The sequence below is a fragment of the Pseudomonas sp. KU26590 genome (assembly GCF_026153515.1).
Taxonomy (GTDB): domain Bacteria; phylum Pseudomonadota; class Gammaproteobacteria; order Pseudomonadales; family Pseudomonadaceae; genus Aquipseudomonas.
In genome coordinates, this window is the sequence record NZ_CP110644.1 from 4,940,352 (window position 1) to 4,959,374 (window position 19,023).

Consider the following 19,023-nt stretch of genomic DNA (forward strand, 5'->3'; position numbering starts at 1 on the left):
CTTTGATCCTGCCCTTTCACACAAGACACAAAAAAGCCCCGACTCTCACGAGCCGGGGCTTTCTGTTAACAGCGTTCTGCGTCGATCAATATTTCTCGATCTTCGCCGCTGCTTCCAACTGCTTACGGTAGGCCGCGAAATCCTGCTGCCCCTCACGGGATGACAAGAAACGACGGTACTGGCTCTTCTCCTCATCCGACGCCGGAGCCGCCTGATTCACGCCGTTCAGACGCACAATCACAAAGCTGCCATCCGCTGCCGTCTGGCTGCCATAAACCGGCTTGTCCTTGCCTTCCGGCTTCGGCATACGGAACACTGCCTGCAGCACCTGAGGATCAATACCCTCCTGGCTGCGTGAGGCCGCTTCCACGACCTTCCAGCTCTGGCCTTCCTGCTTGGTCGCCGCGTACGGCACCTTGCCGTCACGCAGGCCTGCCAGCAGCGCCTCGCCCTTGGCCTTCACCGCATCGCTGGCATGTTCTTTCGCCAATTGCGCACGAATCGGCGCCGACACAGATTCCAGTGGCAACTGCTCAGGCTGACGGTGCTCTTTGACATGCACCACAACCACAGTCTCCGGATCCAGCTCCAGCGCAGAACTGTTGGAACCCTCTTCCATCACTTCCGGGCTGAAAGCCGCCTGAATCACCGCCCGGTTGGCTGCAATGCCTTCGCCACCCTCACGACCGAACGGCGCGGTCGTCTGCACTTTCAGACCCAGGTCCTGAGCCGGCTGCGACAGATCCGACGCTTCAAACGCCGCGTCTTCCAGCTTCTTGCTCGCATCGACGAACTTCTGCTCGACCTGCTGAGACTTCAGCTCGTGGGTCAGCTTCTCTTTCAGACTGGCGAGGGTCGGTACCGACGGTGCTTCGACGCCCAGCAGCTTGATCAAGTGCCAGCCGAACTGACTGCGAACAGGCGCGGACACCTGATCCTTGTTCAGCGCGTACAGCGCGTCTTCAAAGGCCGGGTCATAGACGCCCTTGCCGGCGTAGCCCAGGTCACCGCCCTTGGTCGACGAGCCGGGATCCTGAGAGAACTCCTTGGCCAGCGCAGCGAAATCTTCGCCCTTGGCCACACGCTGCTGGATTTCTTCAATCTTGGCTTTCGCCTGAGCATCCGTGGTCTTGTCGTTGACTTCGATCAGGATGTGCGCCGCACGGCGCTGCTCGGCCAGGTTGGCGATCTCTTGCTGATAAGCCGCCTGCAGGTCTTCATCCTTCACCGACACCTTGTCGAAGAACGAAGACTTCTTCAGCTCGATGAAGTCGAGTACCACTTGCTCCGGACTCAGAAACTCTTTCGCGTGCTGATCGTAGTGCGCCTTGATCTCGTCGTCGGTGACTTTCACGCTCGACGGATCAGCCGGCAGGGTCAGCGTCGCGAAATCGCGGGTCTGTTTTTCCAGGCGGGCAAACGCGTCGACCTGGGCGTCAGTGACGAACGCACTGCCGCCGATACCGGCACGAATCTGGCCGATCAACATTTCCTGGCCCAGGATCTGGCGGAATTGCAGACGGGAGTAGCCGAGCTGGCGAATGACCTGATCGAAGCGATCGGCGTTGAATTTACCGTCGACCTGAAATTCCGGCGTCATCAACATCTGCTGATCCAGCGCGGCTTCCGAGAAACCGAATTTCGAATCGGCGGCGCCTTGCAAAAGCAGCTTGCGGTCGATCAAGCCCTTGAGGGCCGAATCACGCAGCATCTTTTCGTTGAGCATCGCAGGATCGAAATCCTTGCCCAGCTGTTGCATCAGCTGGCGGCGTTGCATTTCAACTGCCTGACCCAGTTCAGCCTGGGTGACTTCCTCGCCATTGACCTTCGCAGCATCCTGCGAGTGGCTGGTAGCGCGGAAAATGGCATCGAACCCGGTCAGGGCCATCAGAGCGATGATGACCCCGATGATGGTTTTGGCAATCCAGCCCTGTGAATTGTCCCTGATATTCTGCAGCATGTATCCCCCAGAGGGTTGTACTCGACTCACCAGGCTGCTGCACACGGTAACGCGGAGCGTGGGTTGAATCCGGATAGAAGAAAGGCGCATCCGAGGATGCGCCTTCTCGTAACTAGCAAAGCGGACGGGGTTCGATGTGCGTTCCCCGAGTGACAGTCCAGCGCTTGACCAACCGCACGTGCCGCTTCACGCCCCGAACAGAGATGACCCTGTCCTGGGCGGGCAAAGTAAAAAGAAACTTAGTTGACGGCTTCTTTCAGAGCTTTACCGGCTTTGAAGCCTGGTTTCTTGGCCGCTGGAATTTCCAGGGTTTTACCGGTCTGAGGGTTACGGCCGGTACGGGCAGGACGATCAGTGACGGAGAAAGTGCCGAAGCCTACCAGTACAACAGAGTCGCCAGCCTTGAGAGCGCCAGTGACGGATTCGATTACAGCGTCCAGCGCACGGCCGGCAGCAGCTTTCGGGATGTCAGCGGATGCGGCGATGGCATCAATCAGTTCCGACTTGTTCACTCTAAGTCCCCTTATATATTTGAGTATTTCTAAGTTTTTTTGGGTGTAACCAAACGAACACTGTGCGGCCTGAACAGGCTTGAAGAGCCGCTTTATAGCAAGGGCTCCAAAAACCTGTCAAGGAAGGCCTCCCAGACTAATGCGTGCTGATCCTGCCCTTGGCGTCAGACTCGCGCTTTTCATCCTTGGCAACCATCTCGGGAGCCACATCCGGCAAGGGTTGCGGCGCGTATTGCAGCGCAATTTGGAGGACCTCGTCAATCCATTTAACCGGTTTGATCTGCAGGTCAGCCTTGATGTTGTCCGGGATCTCCTTCAGATCGCGAACATTCTCTTCCGGGATGATCACTGTCTTGATGCCACCACGGTGAGCGGCCAGCAATTTTTCCTTAAGACCACCGATGGCCAGCACCTGTCCACGCAGGGTGATTTCACCCGTCATGGCGACGTCGGCGCGGACCGGAATCCCCGTCAGGGCAGACACGAGCGCCGTGCACATGCCCACGCCTGCGCTCGGGCCGTCTTTCGGCGTCGCGCCTTCCGGCATATGGATGTGCGTGTCGCGCTTCTCGTGGAAGTCCAGGGGAATGCCCAGGCTCTTGGCGCGGCTGCGCACCACGGTCAGCGCGGCAGTGATCGACTCGACCATGACATCGCCCAGCGAACCGGTCTTGATCAATTGACCTTTGCCCGGAACAACTGCTGCCTCGATGGTCAGCAGCTCGCCGCCGACCTGCGTCCAGGCCAGACCGGTCACCTGACCGACCTGATCCTGCTGCTCGGCCAGGCCATAACGGAATTTGCGCACGCCGAGGAAGTTCTCGAGCATATCCGCCGTCACAACCACGGAAAAACGCTTCTCGTGGGCGTGTTCCTTGACCGCCTTGCGGCAGACCTTGGCAATCTGACGCTCAAGGCTACGCACGCCCGCTTCACGGGTGTAGTAACGGATGATGTCGCGAATCGCCTCGACCTCGAACTCGATCTCGCCTTTCTTCAAGCCATTGGCAGCGATCTGCTTGGGCGAGAGGTACTTGGTCGCGATGTTGATCTTCTCGTCTTCGGTGTAGCCGGGCAGACGGATGACTTCCATACGGTCGAGCAGCGCCGGCGGAATGTTCATCGAGTTGGCAGTGCACAGGAACATCACGTCGGAGAGGTCGTAGTCGACTTCCAGGTAATGGTCGTTGAAGTTGTGGTTCTGCTCGGGGTCGAGCACTTCCAGCAACGCCGACGCCGGGTCACCGCGCATGTCGCTGCCCATCTTGTCGATTTCATCGAGCAGGAACAGCGGGTTGCGAACACCGACCTTGGTCATCTTCTGGATCAAACGACCTGGCATCGAACCGATGTAGGTGCGACGGTGGCCGCGAATTTCAGCTTCATCGCGCACGCCGCCCAGGGCCATACGGACGAACTTGCGATTGGTGGCGTGAGCAATCGACTCGGCCAGCGAGGTTTTACCCACGCCAGGAGGACCGACCAGGCACAGCACCGGACCGCGAATTTTCTTCACGCGTTTTTGCACGGCGAGATATTCGAGGATCCGCTCTTTGACTTCGTCCAGACCGTAGTGGTCGGCGTCGAGGATGTCCTCGGCGCGGGCCAGATCCAGACGCACTTTGCTCTGGGCCTTCCACGGCACCTGAACCAGCCAGTCGATGTAGGAGCGAACAACAGTGGCCTCGGCAGACATCGGCGACATCTGCTTGAGCTTGTTCAGCTCGGCGGTCGCTTTGGTCATTGCGTCTTTGGGCAGGCCGGCGGCATCGATGCGCTTTTTCAGCTCTTCGATTTCGTTGTGACCTTCTTCGCTGTCGCCGAGCTCCTTCTGAATGGCCTTCATCTGCTCATTCAGGTAGTACTCGCGCTGACTGCGCTCCATCTGCTTTTTCACGCGACCGCGGATGCGCTTCTCGACCTGCAGCAGGTCAATTTCGGCATCCAGCAACGCCAGCACGTGTTCGACACGGGCAGACAGGTCAATGATCTCGAGGATTTCCTGCTTCTGCTCGATCTTCAGCGCCATGTGGGCGGCCATGGTGTCGACCAGACGACCCGGCTCATCGATGCTGTTGAGGGAGGAAAGCACTTCAGCCGGGACTTTTTTGCCCAGCTGTACGTATTGTTCGAACTGAGCCAGCAGGCTGCGCACGAAAACTTCGGATTCACGATCGGGCGCGTCGACTTCATCGATCAGCGCCACTTCGGCGCGGCAATGGCCGTCGACCTCAATGAAGCGCTCGACCGAGCCACGCTGCTCGCCTTCGACCAGAACTTTCACAGTGCCGTCCGGCAGCTTCAGCAGCTGCAGCACGGTGGCGACGGTACCAACGTTGTACAGCGCGTCTTCACCAGGATCGTCGTCGGCCGGGTTTCGTTGCGCCAGCAGCAAAATCTGCTTGTCGCCGGTCATCGCCGCTTCAAGGGCCTCGATCGACTTCTCGCGCCCCACGAACAGCGGGATAACCATATGCGGATAAACCACAACATCGCGCAGTGGCAAGAGAGGCAGTTCAATAGTCGTCTTCATGATTTCGCCTCTACGGCGGCCTTCAGGCCAAGGACAGATATAAATAAGCTGAAAATCAAGATGGGGGTTGAACCTTAAAAAAACAAGCGTCGCTTTGAGTTAAACCGAAAGCACGCTGAAACGCGGACCGGCTTTGAAAGAAACGCGAAAAGGGCCCGAGGGCCCTTTTCGTTTCCAGTCGCCCGGTGCGTTGCCAGCAGGCTACGCGTCGGGTGCCGCCTTGGCAGGTGGCTCGCTGTTTTCGTAAATCAACAGCGGCTTGGAGGTGCCCTCGATCACGCTCTCGTCGATCACCACCTTGCTCACGTCGGATTGCGACGGGATCTCGTACATGGTGTCGAGCAGAACGCCCTCGAGGATGGAGCGCAGACCGCGAGCACCGGTCTTGCGCTCAAGCGCACGACGGGCAACCGATTTCAACGCGTCCGGGCGGAACTCGAGGTCCACGCCTTCCATCTCGAACAGCTTGCCGTATTGCTTGGTCAGCGCGTTCTTCGGCTCGGTCAGAATCTGCATCAGCGCAGCTTCGTCCAGCTCGTCCAGCGTCGCCAGTACAGGCAGACGACCCACGAATTCCGGGATCAGACCGAACTTGACCAGATCGTCAGGCTCGACTTCACGCAGGGACTCGCCGACCTTCTTGCCCTCTTCCTTGCTGCGGACTTCAGCGTTGAAGCCGATGCCGCCTTTGGTAGAGCGATTCTGGATGACCTTTTCGAGGCCAGAGAACGCACCGCCACAGATGAAGAGGATATTGCGCGTGTCCACCTGCAGGAATTCCTGCTGTGGGTGCTTGCGACCACCTTGGGGCGGAACGGAAGCCACGGTGCCTTCAATCAGCTTCAGCAAGGCTTGCTGCACGCCTTCGCCCGACACATCACGAGTGATGGAAGGGTTGTCGGACTTGCGCGAAATCTTGTCGATTTCGTCGATGTAGACAATGCCCATCTGGGCCTTCTCGACATCGTAATCGCACTTCTGCAACAGCTTCTGAATGATGTTCTCGACGTCCTCACCCACATAACCGGCTTCGGTCAGGGTGGTGGCGTCGGCAATGGTGAACGGAACGTTGAGCAAACGAGCGAGCGTCTCCGCCAGCAGGGTCTTGCCGGAGCCCGTCGGGCCGATCAGCAGGATGTTGCTCTTGCCCAGTTCAACGTCGTCGTTTTTCTTGTCGCGCTGGTTCAGTCGCTTGTAGTGGTTGTACACCGCTACTGCGAGAACCTTTTTGGCACGTTCCTGACCAATGACGTACTGGTCAAGGATGCCGCTGATTTCTTTAGGCGATGGCAGTTTATGCGCGCTGCTCTCGGCCTGTGCTTCCTGCACCTCCTCGCGGATGATGTCGTTGCACAGGTCGACGCACTCGTCACAAACAAATACCGAGGGGCCGGCAATCAACTTGCGCACTTCATGCTGGCTTTTGCCGCAGAAGGAGCAATAAAGCAGTTTGCCGTTGTCCTCGCCGTTGCGGGTGTCAGTCATTCGATCGATCCAATCCGGTAGGCTTGCAACACAAGATGAGGGCAATTGCTCGATTTTTCAAGTCCACAGGCGGCACGGATGTATCAGCCGCCCGGGATCATTGCCCGTCACGCAGTCATTTGGTCATTTGACGCCGATCGATGACCGAGTCCACCAGACCATATTCAGCAGCGCGTTCTGCGCTCATGAAATTGTCGCGGTTGGTGTCGCGTTCGATCGCTTCGAGCGTCTGGCCAGTGTGGTGCGCCAGCAGTTCGTTCAGACGCTGACGGATGAACAGGATTTCCCGGGCGTGGATGTCGATATCCGACGCCTGACCCTGAAAACCGCCCAACGGCTGGTGAATCATGACGCGGGAGTTCGGCAGTGCGAACCGCTTGCCCTTGGCGCCACCGGCCAACAGGAAAGCGCCCATGCTGCACGCCTGGCCCATGACGGTCGTGGAAACGTCCGGCTTGATGAACTGCATGGTGTCGTAGATCGCCATGCCCGCAGTCACCGAACCGCCTGGGGAGTTGATGTAGAGATGGATATCCTTGTCCGGGTTTTCCGCTTCAAGGAACAACAGCTGCGCCGAGATGAGGTTGGCCATGTAGTCTTCAACCGGACCGACCAGGAAGATGACGCGTTCCTTGAGCAGGCGGGAGTAGATGTCATAGGCACGCTCGCCACGGGCGGACTGCTCGATAACCATCGGGACCAGGCCGCCAGCGGCCTGGATGTCAGAGTTCTGCTGAATATAAGAATTGCGGGACATGTCTCGCATTCACTCCCAAATAGTCATGTCTTGAATACGCATAAGCCAGCGCGAAGGCTGGCTTATGGTGTTTTCGAACGAGAGAAGGAAATCAGTCGGCTTGTGGAGCTTCAACCGGCTTGACTGCCTCTTCGTACGAGACCGCTTTGTCGGTCACGCTCGCTTTCTGCAAAACAGTATCCACAACTTGTTCTTCCAGCACAACCGAACGAACTTCGTTCATTTGCTGTTCGTTCTTGTAGTACCACGACACGACCTGCTCTGGCTCCTGATAAGCGGAAGCCATTTCCTGGATCAGCTCGCGAACGCGGGTGTCGTCAGGCTTGAGGTCGAATTGCTTGACGACTTCAGCCACGATCAGACCCAGCTCGACGCGGCGCTTGGCCTGCTCTTCGAACAGCTCTGCCGGCAGTTGGTCAGGCTTGATGTTGCCACCAAACTGCTGAACAGCCTGAACGCGCAGACGGTTCACTTCGTTTTCCAGCAGCGCTTTAGGCACGTCGATCGGGTTGGCGGCCAGCAGACCATCCATTACCTGATTCTTGACCTTGGACTTGATGGCCTGACGCAGCTCGCGCTCCATGTTCTTGCGAACTTCGGTGCGGAAGCCTTCGATGTTGGTTTCCTTGATGCCGAACTGCTTGAAGAACGTTTCGTTCAGCTCAGGCAGGGTCGGTGCCGACACAGTGTTGACCGTGACGGTGAACTCGGCGGTTTTGCCAGCCAGTTCCAGATTTTGATAATCCTCTGGGAAAGTCAGGTTCAGAACGCGCTCTTCGCCCGCTTTGGCGCCAACAAGGCCGTCTTCGAAGCCCGGGATCATGCGACCCGAACCCAGCACCAGCTGAGTACCGGTGGCCGAACCGCCAGCGAACGCTTCACCGTCGATCTTGCCGACGAAGTCGATGTTCAGCTGGTCTTCGTTTTGCGCAGCGCGGTCAGCGACTTCGAAGCTGACGTTCTGCTTGCGCAGGATTTCCAGCATGTTGTCCAGATCGGAATCAGCAACGTCAGCCGACAGACGCTCGACGGAAATGGACTCGAAACCGGCAACGGTGAATTCAGGGAACACTTCGAAAGTAGCGATGTACTCGAGGTCCTTGCCCTTTTCGAAGGTTTTTGGCTCGACGGAAGGTGCGCCAGCCGGGTTCAGCTTTTGCTCGACGACTGCTTCGTAGAAGGTCGCCTGGATCAGGTCGCCCAGTGCTTCTTGACGAGCACCGTCTTCGTAACGCTGGCGGATCACGCTCATAGGCACTTTGCCTGGGCGAAAGCCCGGGATCTTGGCTTTACGTGCGGTCTGCTGCAGACGCTTGTTGACTTCAGTCTCGATGCGCTCAGCGGGCACGCCAATGGTCATGCGGCGCTCGAGAGCGGAAGTGTTTTCAACAGAAACTTGCATTGATATTCCTCGTTGCACAGACGTTAGCCGGCCGTTTCCGACCCCAGAATCAAGGGCAAGCATTCTAGTGGGTCAAACTCAAGAAGTCACCCTACTGAACAAGGGTAAATGAAGTGGCATGCAGCCCGGGAATCGCAGACGAATGTTTCAACCTGCGGGAGGTGTCTGGAACGCACCTGATACGCCCCTATATAAAGGAAGCAAAAGGACGACCGAAACATGATCCAGTCCCTGGAAGCACACCGGACGAGCCCTGTGTCATGGACCCGTCAAGCTTGCACCGCGTTAAAAAGCAGCACGCTGAAACAAAAAAAGCCGCACAAGGCGGCCTTCTTTCATCCCTCAACACCCAAGGTGTCGCGAGATTTGTAACTGGTGCGGACGGAGAGACTCGAACTCTCACACCTTGCGGCGCTGGAACCTAAATCCAGTGTGTCTACCAATTCCACCACATCCGCGTTTTGAAGCGCTTAAAGCAAAGGCGCCAGATTATGAATCTGGCGCCTTTTCGAATATGGGGTGGACGAAGGGGATCGAACCCTCGACAACGGGAGTCACAATCCCGTGCTCTACCAACTGAGCTACGCCCACCATATTGCGTTGTAACCGACGCATTCAATTTGAATGCTACTTGTGCCAAAGCTGCCTAATGGCGCACCCGGCAGGACTCGAACCTGCGACCATCCGCTTAGAAGGCGGATGCTCTATCCAGCTGAGCTACGGGCACTTATTTCATTTGCCTTCGTGAGACTGCAAATTAAGAGCTTTCAATCACGCTGAGCCGATCTTAACTCTACCTGACTTATTCAACCTTTCGACCTGATTTGCCGTTACCGGCTTATCCTGTGTGGGGTTGTGCCCGACAAGTGCGACGAATCTTATAGACGGTCCAAAAGGTCGTCAACACTTTTTTCTAAAAAATTCAGTTAATTAAAGGGCTTAGCTTATTAAGCGGACCAACCGTCTTTGCCCTTGCGTCAGGTCATGCGAGAATGCGCGCTCTTTTTCCCTCCCCTTCCGATGGTTAATCACGCGTAATGACTGCAAAACTAATAGACGGCAAAGCGATCGCAGCCAACCTGCGCCAGCAGATCGCTCAACGAGTCGCCCAGCGTCACGAGCAAGGCCTGCGCACGCCAGGCCTTGCGGTGATTCTGGTCGGCAGCGACCCCGCCTCTCAGGTTTACGTCTCGCACAAACGCAAAGACTGCGAAGAGGTCGGCTTCATCTCCCAGGCCTATGACCTGCCCAGTGAAACCACCCAGACCGAACTGACCGATCTGATCGATCGCCTCAACGACGACCCGGCCATCGACGGCATCCTGCTGCAATTGCCGCTGCCGGAGCATCTGGAATCGTCCAGCCTGCTGGAGCGCATTCGCCCGGACAAAGACGTCGACGGTTTCCACCCCTATAACGTCGGTCGGCTGGCTCAGCGCATTCCGCTGCTGCGCCCTTGCACGCCCAAGGGCATCATGACCCTGCTGGAAAGCACCGGGGTCGATCTGTACGGCAAGGACGCCGTCGTCGTGGGCGCTTCCAACATCGTCGGTCGTCCGATGGCGATGGAACTGCTGCTGGCGGGCTGCACCGTGACCGTGACCCATCGCTTCACCCAGGACCTGGCCGGACACGTCGGTCGCGCTGATCTGGTGGTCGTGGCAGCGGGCAAGCCGGGTCTGGTCAAGGGTGAGTGGATCAAGGAAGGCGCGATCGTCATCGACGTCGGCATCAACCGTCAGGATGACGGCAAGCTGGTGGGCGATGTGGTGTACGAAACCGCCCTGCCCCGCGCCGGCTGGATCACGCCGGTGCCAGGCGGCGTCGGCCCGATGACCCGCGCCTGCCTGCTGGAAAACACGTTGTACGCGGCTGAGACACTGCACGGCTGATCATTCAAGCCTGCGCACCAAAGCACGCACATGAAAAACGGCACCCGAGGGTGCCGTTTTTTTATGCGCCGGATTTTTCGCCGGATCTAGCCCTGCGCAGGTTACTTCTTGCCCGCTTCCCAGCTCTTCAAGAGGTCCGCGTAAGCGATGGTTTCGCCCTTGGGCTTCTCGTTGGCCAGTTTGCGTTGCGGCGCGAGGAAGGCACCGTTGCTCTTCTCGGCTTTGGTGTACCACTCTTCGGCCGAGGTTTCCGGGTTCATCTTCGGCGCGCAACCACTTGCTTCCTGCACCTTGGAGCGCTCGATGCGGGTCATGATTGCATCCTGATCCTTGGCCAGACCGTCGAGGGCCGCCTGCGCGGTTTTCTCGCCGGTGACGGCTTCAGCCACGTGACTCCACCACAACTGAGCCAGCTTCGGATAATCCGGAACGTTGGTGCCGGTTGGCGACCATTGCACGCGGGCCGGGCTGCGGTAGAACTCGACCAGACCACCGAGTTTCGGCGCCAAGGCGGTCATCTCTTTGGAGTTGATGTCCGATTCGCGAATCGGCGTCAGGCCCACGATGGTCTTCTTCAGCGAGACGGATTTCGACGTCACGAACTGCGCGTAGAGCCAGGCGGCCAGGCGCTTCTTCTCTTCGGTGGACTTGAGGAAGGTCCAGGAGCCGACGTCCTGATAACCCAGCTTCATGCCCTCTTTCCAGTACGGACCTTTAGGCGATGGGGCCATCCGCCATTTCGGCGTGCCGTCGGCGTTCATGACCGGCAGACCTGGCTTGGTCATGTCAGCGGTGAAAGCGGTGTACCAGAAGATCTGCTGAGCGACGTTACCCTGGGACGGCACCGGGCCGGACTCGGAGAATGTCATGCCTGCAGCTTCAGGCGGCGCGTAAGCCTTGAGCCAGTCGATGTACTTCTGGGTGGCGTAGACAGCGGCAGGGCCGTTGGTGTCGCCGCCGCGGGTGATGCTTGAACCGACCGGATGGCAGTCTTCTACGCGAATGCCCCACTCGTCGACCGGCAAGCCGTTCGGCAAGCCTTTGTCGCCGCTGCCGGCCATGGAGAACCAGGCATCGGTGAAGCGCCAGCCCAGGGACGGGTCTTTCTTGCCGTAGTCCATGTGGCCGTAGACTTTCTTGCCGTCAAGTTCCTTGACGTCTTCGCTGAAGAACTTGGCGATGTCTTCATAGGCGGACCAGTTCACCGGAACGCCCAGCTCGTAGCCGTATTTGGCTTTGAATTTCTCTTTCAGATCAGGACGCTCGAACCAGTCGGCGCGGAACCAGTACAGGTTGGCGAACTGCTGGTCAGGCAGTTGGTAGAGCTTGGCCGGCGTGACGACTTTGCCGGACGCGTCTTTGACTTCAGGCGACGTGGTGAACGAGGTGCCGATGAAGTCTTTGATGTCGAGCGTCGGAGAAGTGACTTTCGATCCTTCCGGGCTGGCCATCAGGTCGGTCAGAGACATCGCCTTGCCGTAGCGGAAGTGCGTACCGATCAGGTCGGAGTCGTTGACCCAGCCGTCGTAGATACTCTGGTTAGACTGCATCGCGGTCTGCAGCTTCTCGATCACGTCGCCTTCCTGCAGCAGGTCGTGGGTGACCTTGATGCCGGTGATTTCGGTGAACGCCTTGGCCAGGGTTTTGGATTCGTATTCATGGGTGGTCAAGGTTTCGGAAACCACCTTGATGTCCATGCCGCGGAACGGCTCCGCCGCCTTGATGAACCACTCCAGCTCCTTGAGCTGATCGGCATCGGACAGCGTGGTCGGCTTGAACTCGCTGGAGGCCCACTTCTTGGCGGCATCCTCGTACTGATCGGCCCATGCCGAAACGCTCAAGCCACTGAGCATTACCATCGTCGCTACCGTCACACTATGTCGCAGCTTGTTTTTCTTATTGAACATAGACACCTCTTGTGTTGATTCTTATGTGATCCAACTTGCTCGCATCTTCCTCTGTAGGAGCGCGCTTGCCCGCGAATGCGGTCTGCCTGTACAGGACGAATCCCCTGACACACCGCCTTCGAGCGAGCGCACCTACAGCTACATTTCGCTTTTCTTCAACCCCAACGCATCACCACCAACAGCCAGACCAGAGACAACCCGGAGGCCACCCAGATATTCCAGCTCGTCGCGCCAATCACCAGCAGGTGCAGGTAGGCGCTTCCGAGCAGGCCGATGAACAGACGATCGCCGCGTGTCGTGGCAATCGGCAGAAAACCACGACGCTCAATGCTCGCCGAGCGCAGTTCCCAGGCCGTCATCGCAACCAGAATGGCAGCGATGGACGCAAAGAAAATAGCAGTTGGCAGGGTCCAGGACATCCACTCCATTTTTCGACTCCTCAGACACGACCAAGAGCAAAGCCCTTGACCACGTGATTACGAACGAACCAGATCACCAGCATGCCCGGCAGAATGGTCAACACCCCCGCCGCTGCCAGCACCCCCCAATCGATCCCCGACGCCGAAACGGTGCGGGTCATGACCGCCGCAATCGGCTTGGCGTTGACCGAGGTCAGCGTGCGCGCCAGCAGCAATTCGACCCAGGAGAACATGAAGCAGAAGAACGCCGTCACACCGATGCCCGAGCCAATCAGCGGGATGAAAATCTTGCCGAAGAACTTGGGAAAGCTGTAGCCATCGATGTAGGCGGTTTCGTCAATCTCCTTGGGCACCCCGGACATGAAGCCTTCCAGGATCCACACCGCCAGCGGCACGTTGAACAGGCAGTGCGCCAACGCTACCGCAATGTGCGTGTCGAACAGGCCGATGGACGAGTACAGCTGGAAGAACGGCAGCAGGAAAACCGCAGGCGGCGCCATCCGGTTGGTCAGGAGCCAGAAGAACAGGTGTTTGTCGCCGAGGAAACGATAGCGGGAAAACGCATACGCCGCTGGCAATGCGACACTCAGCGATATCACCATATTCAGGCAGACGTAGTACAGCGAGTTGATGTAGCCGCTGTACCAGCTTTCGTCGGTGAAGATCACCTTGTAGTTCGCCACCGTGAAGTCCTGTGGGAACAGGGTCAGACCGCCGAGGATTTCGGTGTTGGTCTTGAACGACATGTTGACCAGCCAGTAGATCGGCACCAGCAGAAACAGCAGGTAGATCCAAAGCGGTATGAGCTTTTTGAACGACACTTTCTCGCGCTTGTTCATGGGCGCTCCTCAGTTCTTTTCGCTGTGGGTCATGGCGGTGTAGAACACCCACGACACCAACAGAATGATCAGGAAATACACCAGCGAGAACGCCGCCGCAGGGCCCAGGTCGAACTGGCCGAGCGCCATGGTCGTCAGGGTCTGGCTGAGGAAGGTCGTCGAGTTGCCCGGACCGCCACCGGTGAGCACAAACGGCTCGGTGTAGATCATGAAGCTGTCCATGAAGCGCAGCATCACAGCGATCAGCAGCACGCTCTTCATCTTCGGCAGCTGGATGTGTCGGAACACGGCCCAGTTGGAGGCCCGATCAATTCGCGCAGCCTGGTAGTACACGTCCGGAATGGCGCGCAGCCCCGAATAGCACAGCAACGCCACCAGCGAGGTCCAGTGCCAGACGTCGATGACCAGCACGGTCACCCAGGCGTCCGACGCATTGGCCGCGTAGTTGTAGCTGATGCCCATCACATCGTTGAGCATCCAGCCCAGCAGACCGATATCGCCACGGCCGAAGATCTGCCAGATGGTGCCGACCACGTTGAAGGGGATCAGCAGCGGAATGGTCATCACGATCAGGCACACCGATGACCAGCGCCCCTTGGTCGGCATGGTCAGCGCGATGCCAATGCCCAGCGGGATTTCGATCAGCAGCACGCAGAAGGAGTAGATGAACTGGCGCAGCAGCGAGTCATGCAGACGCGGGTCCTGCAGCACTTGCCGGAACCAGTCGGCGCCGACGAAGTAGCGGCTGGACTGGTCGAAGATGTCCTGCACCGAATAGTTGACCACGGTCATCATCGGAATGATGGCGCTGAACGCCACCAGCAGGAACACCGGCAGCACCAGCCACCAGGCCTTGTTGTTTTGCACTTTAGTCATGGGACACCTCGCTGGCCGGCAATGTGTTCGTCGCGGCCTCCAGCAGAAATTCGTCGGCGTAGAGCATCAGCCATTGCGCCGGGAAACTGACCCAGGCCTGGCCTTGGGGCACTGGCTTGTCTTCCTGCAAGCGCACTTTCAACAGCTGGCCGGCCAGGTTGAGGGTGAGGATCTTGTAGGTCCCCAGGTCCTCGACGTAGGTCACTTCGGCCTGCATGGCGTCATCGACCGGACCGTCCCAGATGTGCACGAACTCGGGACGAATCCCGACTTTCAACGTGCTCCACTGAGTGGCCGCCAGACGCTGCTGCAAGGCTTCGGACAACGGCAGATGAATGCCGCCAAAGCCCACGCCGCCCGCTTCAGGCTTGACCTCGATGAGGTTCATGCCGGGGCTGCCAATGAAATAGCCGACGAAAGTGTGGTGCGGCTTTTCGAACAGTTCGCGGGGCGTGCCGAACTGGACGATCTGGCCGCCGTACATCACCGCGATCTTGTCGGCGAAGGTCGAGGCCTCCAGCTGATCGTGGGTGACGTAGACCATGGTGATGTTGAACTGCTCGTGAATCTGCTTGAGCTTGCGGCGCAGTTTCCACTTCAGGTGCGGGTCGATCACGGTCAAGGGTTCGTCGAACAGGATCGCCGAGACGTCATCGCGAACCAGCCCGCGGCCCATGGAGACTTTCTGTTTTTCGTCAGCGGTCAGGCCTTTGGCTTTCTTCTTCAACAACGGCTGCAGATCCAGCACGTCGGCGATTTCCTGCACCTTGATCTTCACTTTCGCTTCCGGCATGCCCTGATTACGCAGCGGGAACGCGAGGTTGTCGTACACCGTCATGGTGTCGTAGACCACCGGAAACTGGAAAACCTGAGCGATGTTGCGCTCCTCCGGCGACATGTCGTTGACCACGGTGGTGTCGAACATGACCTTGCCTTCAGACGGGCTGAGCAGGCCGGAGATGATATTGAGCAGGGTCGATTTGCCGCAGCCGGACGGGCCGAGCAAGGCATAGGCGCCGCCCTGCTCCCAGATGTGGGTCATTTCGCGGATGGCATAGTCTTCAGGGCCGGTCGGATTGGCGCTGTAGCTGTGCGCGAGTTGTTGCAAGCGGATCTCGGCCATCAGGCAACCCTCGCCATGCGCAGGCCCGGCGCCTGAATCAGGCCGCCCTGCTGATCGAATACGAACAGTTTGTGAGTCGGGATGTACACGCGAATCGGCGTGTCGACGTCGTACTCATGCACGCCCGGCAAATGCAGCACCAGCGAGAAATGCTCGTTGCGCACATGCAGGAAGGTTTCCGAACCGCTGATCTCGGCGAGCTCGACCGTCACCGCCAGCTCCAGGTCGTCGTCGTTGGACGGCACCAGACTCAGGTGGCTTGGGCGCACGCCAAAGCGGTATTCGCCGTCGCCGATGGTGCGCAGGTCGACGTTCCGCGGGAAGTGCTCAAAGTTGGCGAAGCTGACTTCGTTGCCTTCGATGCGGCCGGGCATCAGGTTGATCGGCGGCTCGGAGAACAGCTCGGCGGCCAGCACGGTTTTCGGCTGGTGATACACCTCGGGCGTCCGGCCGCTCTGGATCACGCGGCCTTCGTGCAGAACCGTCGTGGTCCCGCCCAGCGCCAGCGCTTCGTTCGGCTCGGTGGTGGCGTAGATGGCGATGGTATTGCGCGTTTCGAACAGCTGGCGCATTTCCTGACGCAGCTCTTCGCGCAGCTTGTAGTCGAGGTTGACCAGCGGCTCGTCGAACAGAATCAGTTCGGCGTCTTTGACAAGCGCCCGCGCCATGGCCGTGCGCTGCTGCTGGCCGCCGGACAATTCGAGGGGGTGGCGGCTGAGGAATTTTTCAATGCGCAGCATCTTCGCGGTTTCGCGAACGCGACGGTCGATTTCGTCTTTAGACATCTTGGCCTGGCGCAGTGGCGAGGCGATGTTGTCGTAGACGGTCATGCTCGGATAGTTGATGAACTGCTGATAAACCATGGAGACGTTGCGATGACGCACCGCGACGTGGGTGACATCTTTGCCATTCATCAGTACCCGGCCGCTGTCTGGCTTGTCCAGACCGGCCATCAAGCGCATCAGGCTGGTTTTGCCTGATAAGGTGCGCCCCAGCAATACGTTGAATGAGCCGGGTTCAAAGCTCAGCGAAGCATCGTCGATCCAGATCTGACCGTCGACGGCGCGGCTGACGTGCTCAAGCGTGAGAGACATGGCGTGCCCTTTTTATTTGTTTTGTTCGGGGTGTTGCGTGTTTGCCGTATGGCAGGTCGTGACACCCGTTGACCGATTGTGCTGACCGATTGTTGGATAGCGACAATCGTGCCAACCGGCCTACCTAAGGAGCTTTCAGGCTGAAATGCTTGGACTAGAGCGGTTGCGACAATTTGCCGCACGGATCGGCATTCGTTGGTGAACATAAATGAACAGCAAAGGCTGAACACCTGAACAAAATGAACATTGACTTTGAACAATCCTGAACAACAATGGGTGGACGTTTTCGAGCAGGGATGCTCTGCCTAGCGGCATCTCGACAACAATAAATAAAAGTACTCGGACGGAGCCATTTATGGCCACACCAGGCGCATCCCCCAGCCACGACACCATCATTCAGGACTCGTGGGCCCGTTGCCGCGAGTTCGGCCTTGACCACCAGTCACGCCCCTCCTTCGGCCGCCTGCCCGATCAGCAGGTGTCGCAACTGCTCGAGCGCCATCATTCTCTGGTGCAAACCACCCATCAGCAGGTGCTGCCCTTCTACGAGGACATCCTGAGCAATTCCAATTGCCTGATCCTGCTCGCCGATCAGCAAGGGCAGGTGCTCAATTCCTGGGGCAACAAGCGCTTCGTCGAGCCAGATCAACAGCCCGGTTTCGTCGCCGGCGCCAGCTGGCTGGAGCAAGGCGCCGGCACCAATGCCATCGGCACGGCGCTGGCCTGTGAACAGGCTGTTCACATTGAACACGATGAACACTTTCTCAAGGCCAACCGGTTCATGACTGGCTCGGCGGCGCCGATTTTCGATGCGTCGCGGCGGATGATCGCGGTGCTCGATGTGTCCAGCGACAGCTTCCTGCCGCCTTCCCACACCCTGGGGATGGTGAAGATGATGAGCCAGACCATCGAAAACCGGCTGATCCTCGACCAGTTCCAGCACAGCCATTTTCAGCTGATTTTCAATACCGGCCTGAACAACCTCGACAGCCAGTGGGCCGGCCTGCTGGTGTTCGATGAAAGCGGCCGGGTGCTCTGCGCCAACCGTCGCGCCGACAACCTGCTGGGCGTCAGCCTGCTCAACGCCAACATCGAAAACCTGTTCAAGTCGCCCATCGCCGACCTGCTTGAGCAAATGGAAAGCCAGCCCTTCCCGCTTCAGGCATCCGGCCACAACCGTTTTCATTGCGTGCTGAAGCGGCCGAAAGCACCGGTACTCAAGCTCAGAACCGTGCCGGTGCAGGTGCCGATTCCGTCCCGGTCAATGACGGTCGGTGCCATTGAGCCCGGCATGGGAGATGAGCGGGTCGTGAAAGCCGCGCGTCAGGGGCAGCGACTGCTGGAGAAGAACGTCCCGCTGTTGATCCTCGGCGAGACGGGTGTGGGCAAGGAAGTGTTCGTCAAGGCCCTGCACCGCGCCAGCTCCCGCGCCGATCAGCCAATGATCGCGGTGAACTGCGCGGCGATCCCGTCGGAGCTGGTCGAGGCTGAGTTGTTTGGCTACGAAAAAGGTGCGTTCACCGGGGCGCACCATAAAGGCAGCATCGGGCTGATTCGCAAGGCGGACAAGGGAACGCTGTTTCTCGACGAGATCGGCGACATGCCGCTGCCGGTTCAGGCGCGCTTGCTGCGCGTGCTGCAGGAGCGGTGCGTGCAGCCGGTGGGCAGCAGCGAGTTATACCCGGTGGACATCCGGGTGATTTCCGCCACCCATTGCTCACTGCGCGAACACGTGCAGAACGGGCGGTTTCGTCAGGATTTGTACTACCGGATCAGTGGCCTGAACCTGGAACTGCCGCCGTTGCGTGATCGCAGCGACAAGCCCGCGCTGGTGCGTGCCATCTGGGAACAGCACCGCGAACCGCAACAGACCGCGGGCTTTGAGCCGCAGGTGATGGAGCTGTTCGAACGGCACCCATGGCCGGGAAACCTGCGGCAGTTGAGCAACGTGATTCAGGTGGCGTTGGCGCTGGCCGACGATCAGCCGATTTCCACCGAGCATCTGCCGGAAGACTTTTTCGCGGACCTGGCGATGGGCTGCGAGCGCGTCGAGCCCGAGACAGTGTTCAACCGCAAGGCTGCGCTGGACACGCCGGAAGAGCTAAGCGAATTGTTGCAGGCGGCCGGCGGGAACATCTCGCAGCTGGCGAAGCAGCTGGGGGTGAGTCGGAACACGCTGTACAAGCGGCTGCGGGAACAGGGGTTCTAGCCTGAGCCCGGCCGA

14 protein-coding genes and 3 tRNA genes are annotated in these 19,023 nt (G+C 58.7%); 2 read left to right on the forward strand and 15 right to left on the reverse strand.

The features are described 5' to 3' along the window. Positions 1-85 precede the first annotated feature (85 nt). The 9 genes from OKW98_RS21990 to OKW98_RS22030 form a co-directional block, all read right to left on the reverse strand. Positions 86-1,960, reverse strand: coding sequence for a SurA N-terminal domain-containing protein (locus OKW98_RS21990; protein WP_265386649.1), 1,875 nt, complete (start codon positions 1,958-1,960; stop codon positions 86-88). Positions 1,961-2,199: 239 nt separating this feature from the next. After that, a complete protein-coding gene (locus OKW98_RS21995; protein ID WP_003183171.1) occupies positions 2,200-2,472 on the reverse strand; it encodes an HU family DNA-binding protein in 273 nt (90 codons plus the stop codon). A gap of 136 nt (positions 2,473-2,608) precedes the next feature. Continuing rightward, positions 2,609-5,005: an endopeptidase La gene (lon, locus tag OKW98_RS22000; RefSeq protein ID WP_237254940.1), complete on the reverse strand. Its 2,397-nt coding sequence runs from the start codon at positions 5,003-5,005 to the stop codon at positions 2,609-2,611. A 201-nt stretch (positions 5,006-5,206) separates the two neighbouring features. After that, complete coding sequence (clpX, locus tag OKW98_RS22005) at positions 5,207-6,490, reverse strand: ATP-dependent Clp protease ATP-binding subunit ClpX (protein WP_037013640.1); 1,284 nt, start codon at positions 6,488-6,490, stop codon at positions 5,207-5,209. 115 nt (positions 6,491-6,605) lie between these two features. After that, complete coding sequence (clpP, locus tag OKW98_RS22010) at positions 6,606-7,247, reverse strand: ATP-dependent Clp endopeptidase proteolytic subunit ClpP (RefSeq protein ID WP_237254941.1); 642 nt, start codon at positions 7,245-7,247, stop codon at positions 6,606-6,608. 91 nt (positions 7,248-7,338) lie between these two features. Beyond that, positions 7,339-8,649 carry a trigger factor gene (tig, locus tag OKW98_RS22015; RefSeq protein WP_265386650.1) on the reverse strand — a complete coding sequence of 437 codons (1,311 nt, stop codon included), beginning with the start codon at positions 8,647-8,649 and terminating at the stop codon, positions 7,339-7,341. Positions 8,650-9,022: 373 nt separating this feature from the next. Continuing rightward, positions 9,023-9,107: transfer RNA gene (locus tag OKW98_RS22020), tRNA-Leu, on the reverse strand. A gap of 57 nt (positions 9,108-9,164) precedes the next feature. Then, a tRNA-His gene (locus tag OKW98_RS22025) sits at positions 9,165-9,240 on the reverse strand. Between the two features lie 59 nt (positions 9,241-9,299). After that, a tRNA-Arg gene (locus OKW98_RS22030) sits at positions 9,300-9,376 on the reverse strand. 310 nt (positions 9,377-9,686) lie between these two features. On the opposite strand from OKW98_RS22030, the gene folD reads away from it, so the two are divergent. Further along, positions 9,687-10,541: a bifunctional methylenetetrahydrofolate dehydrogenase/methenyltetrahydrofolate cyclohydrolase FolD gene (gene folD, locus OKW98_RS22035; RefSeq protein WP_265386651.1), complete on the forward strand. Its 855-nt coding sequence runs from the start codon at positions 9,687-9,689 to the stop codon at positions 10,539-10,541. A 101-nt stretch (positions 10,542-10,642) separates the two neighbouring features. Here folD and OKW98_RS22040 read toward each other — a convergent pair whose 3' ends face one another. From OKW98_RS22040 to OKW98_RS22065, 6 genes are all read right to left on the reverse strand, one after another. Beyond that, a complete protein-coding gene (locus tag OKW98_RS22040) occupies positions 10,643-12,448 on the reverse strand; it encodes an ABC transporter substrate-binding protein (RefSeq protein ID WP_265386652.1) in 1,806 nt (601 codons plus the stop codon). A gap of 155 nt (positions 12,449-12,603) precedes the next feature. After that, positions 12,604-12,876 (reverse strand): DUF2160 domain-containing protein, encoded by a 273-nt coding sequence (locus OKW98_RS22045; protein ID WP_037013651.1) that lies wholly within the window; start codon positions 12,874-12,876, stop codon positions 12,604-12,606. Between the two features lie 11 nt (positions 12,877-12,887). Continuing rightward, positions 12,888-13,688, reverse strand: a complete 801-nt coding sequence (locus OKW98_RS22050; RefSeq protein WP_265389813.1) for a carbohydrate ABC transporter permease — start codon at positions 13,686-13,688, stop codon at positions 12,888-12,890. A 27-nt stretch (positions 13,689-13,715) separates the two neighbouring features. Further along, positions 13,716-14,582 carry a carbohydrate ABC transporter permease gene (locus tag OKW98_RS22055; protein ID WP_265386653.1) on the reverse strand — a complete coding sequence of 289 codons (867 nt, stop codon included), beginning with the start codon at positions 14,580-14,582 and terminating at the stop codon, positions 13,716-13,718. After that, complete coding sequence (locus tag OKW98_RS22060) at positions 14,575-15,705, reverse strand: ABC transporter ATP-binding protein (RefSeq protein ID WP_265386654.1); 1,131 nt, start codon at positions 15,703-15,705, stop codon at positions 14,575-14,577. The genes OKW98_RS22055 and OKW98_RS22060 overlap by 8 nt, the downstream gene beginning before the upstream one ends. After that, positions 15,705-16,799 carry an ABC transporter ATP-binding protein gene (locus OKW98_RS22065; protein ID WP_265386655.1) on the reverse strand — a complete coding sequence of 365 codons (1,095 nt, stop codon included), beginning with the start codon at positions 16,797-16,799 and terminating at the stop codon, positions 15,705-15,707. The genes OKW98_RS22060 and OKW98_RS22065 overlap by 1 nt, the downstream gene beginning before the upstream one ends. A 355-nt stretch (positions 16,800-17,154) precedes the next feature. On the opposite strand from OKW98_RS22065, the gene OKW98_RS22070 reads away from it, so the two are divergent. Then, the gene (locus OKW98_RS22070; RefSeq protein ID WP_265386656.1) at positions 17,155-19,008 is read left to right on the forward strand and encodes a sigma-54-dependent Fis family transcriptional regulator; all 1,854 of its coding nucleotides are present in this window, start codon (positions 17,155-17,157) and stop codon (positions 19,006-19,008) included. The last annotated feature ends 15 nt before the right edge of the window (positions 19,009-19,023 follow it).

What these genes read in the sequence shown, in the direction of transcription:
- folD (WP_265386651.1), top strand. Translation starts at nt 9,687, where the DNA reads ATGACTGCAAAACTAATAGACGGCAAAGCGATCGCAGCCAACCTGCGC.
- clpP (WP_237254941.1), bottom strand. Translation starts at nt 7,247, where the DNA reads ATGTCCCGCAATTCTTATATTCAGCAGAACTCTGACATCCAGGCCGCT.
- OKW98_RS22045 (WP_037013651.1), bottom strand. Translation starts at nt 12,876, where the DNA reads ATGGAGTGGATGTCCTGGACCCTGCCAACTGCTATTTTCTTTGCGTCC.
- OKW98_RS22060 (WP_265386654.1), bottom strand. Translation starts at nt 15,705, where the DNA reads ATGGCCGAGATCCGCTTGCAACAACTCGCGCACAGCTACAGCGCCAAT.
- OKW98_RS21990 (WP_265386649.1), bottom strand. Translation starts at nt 1,960, where the DNA reads ATGCTGCAGAATATCAGGGACAATTCACAGGGCTGGATTGCCAAAACC.
- clpX (WP_037013640.1), bottom strand. Translation starts at nt 6,490, where the DNA reads ATGACTGACACCCGCAACGGCGAGGACAACGGCAAACTGCTTTATTGC.
- OKW98_RS22055 (WP_265386653.1), bottom strand. Translation starts at nt 14,582, where the DNA reads ATGACTAAAGTGCAAAACAACAAGGCCTGGTGGCTGGTGCTGCCGGTG.
- OKW98_RS22040 (WP_265386652.1), bottom strand. Translation starts at nt 12,448, where the DNA reads ATGTTCAATAAGAAAAACAAGCTGCGACATAGTGTGACGGTAGCGACG.
- OKW98_RS22070 (WP_265386656.1), top strand. Translation starts at nt 17,155, where the DNA reads ATGGCCACACCAGGCGCATCCCCCAGCCACGACACCATCATTCAGGAC.
- OKW98_RS22065 (WP_265386655.1), bottom strand. Translation starts at nt 16,799, where the DNA reads ATGTCTCTCACGCTTGAGCACGTCAGCCGCGCCGTCGACGGTCAGATC.
- tig (WP_265386650.1), bottom strand. Translation starts at nt 8,649, where the DNA reads ATGCAAGTTTCTGTTGAAAACACTTCCGCTCTCGAGCGCCGCATGACC.
- lon (WP_237254940.1), bottom strand. Translation starts at nt 5,005, where the DNA reads ATGAAGACGACTATTGAACTGCCTCTCTTGCCACTGCGCGATGTTGTG.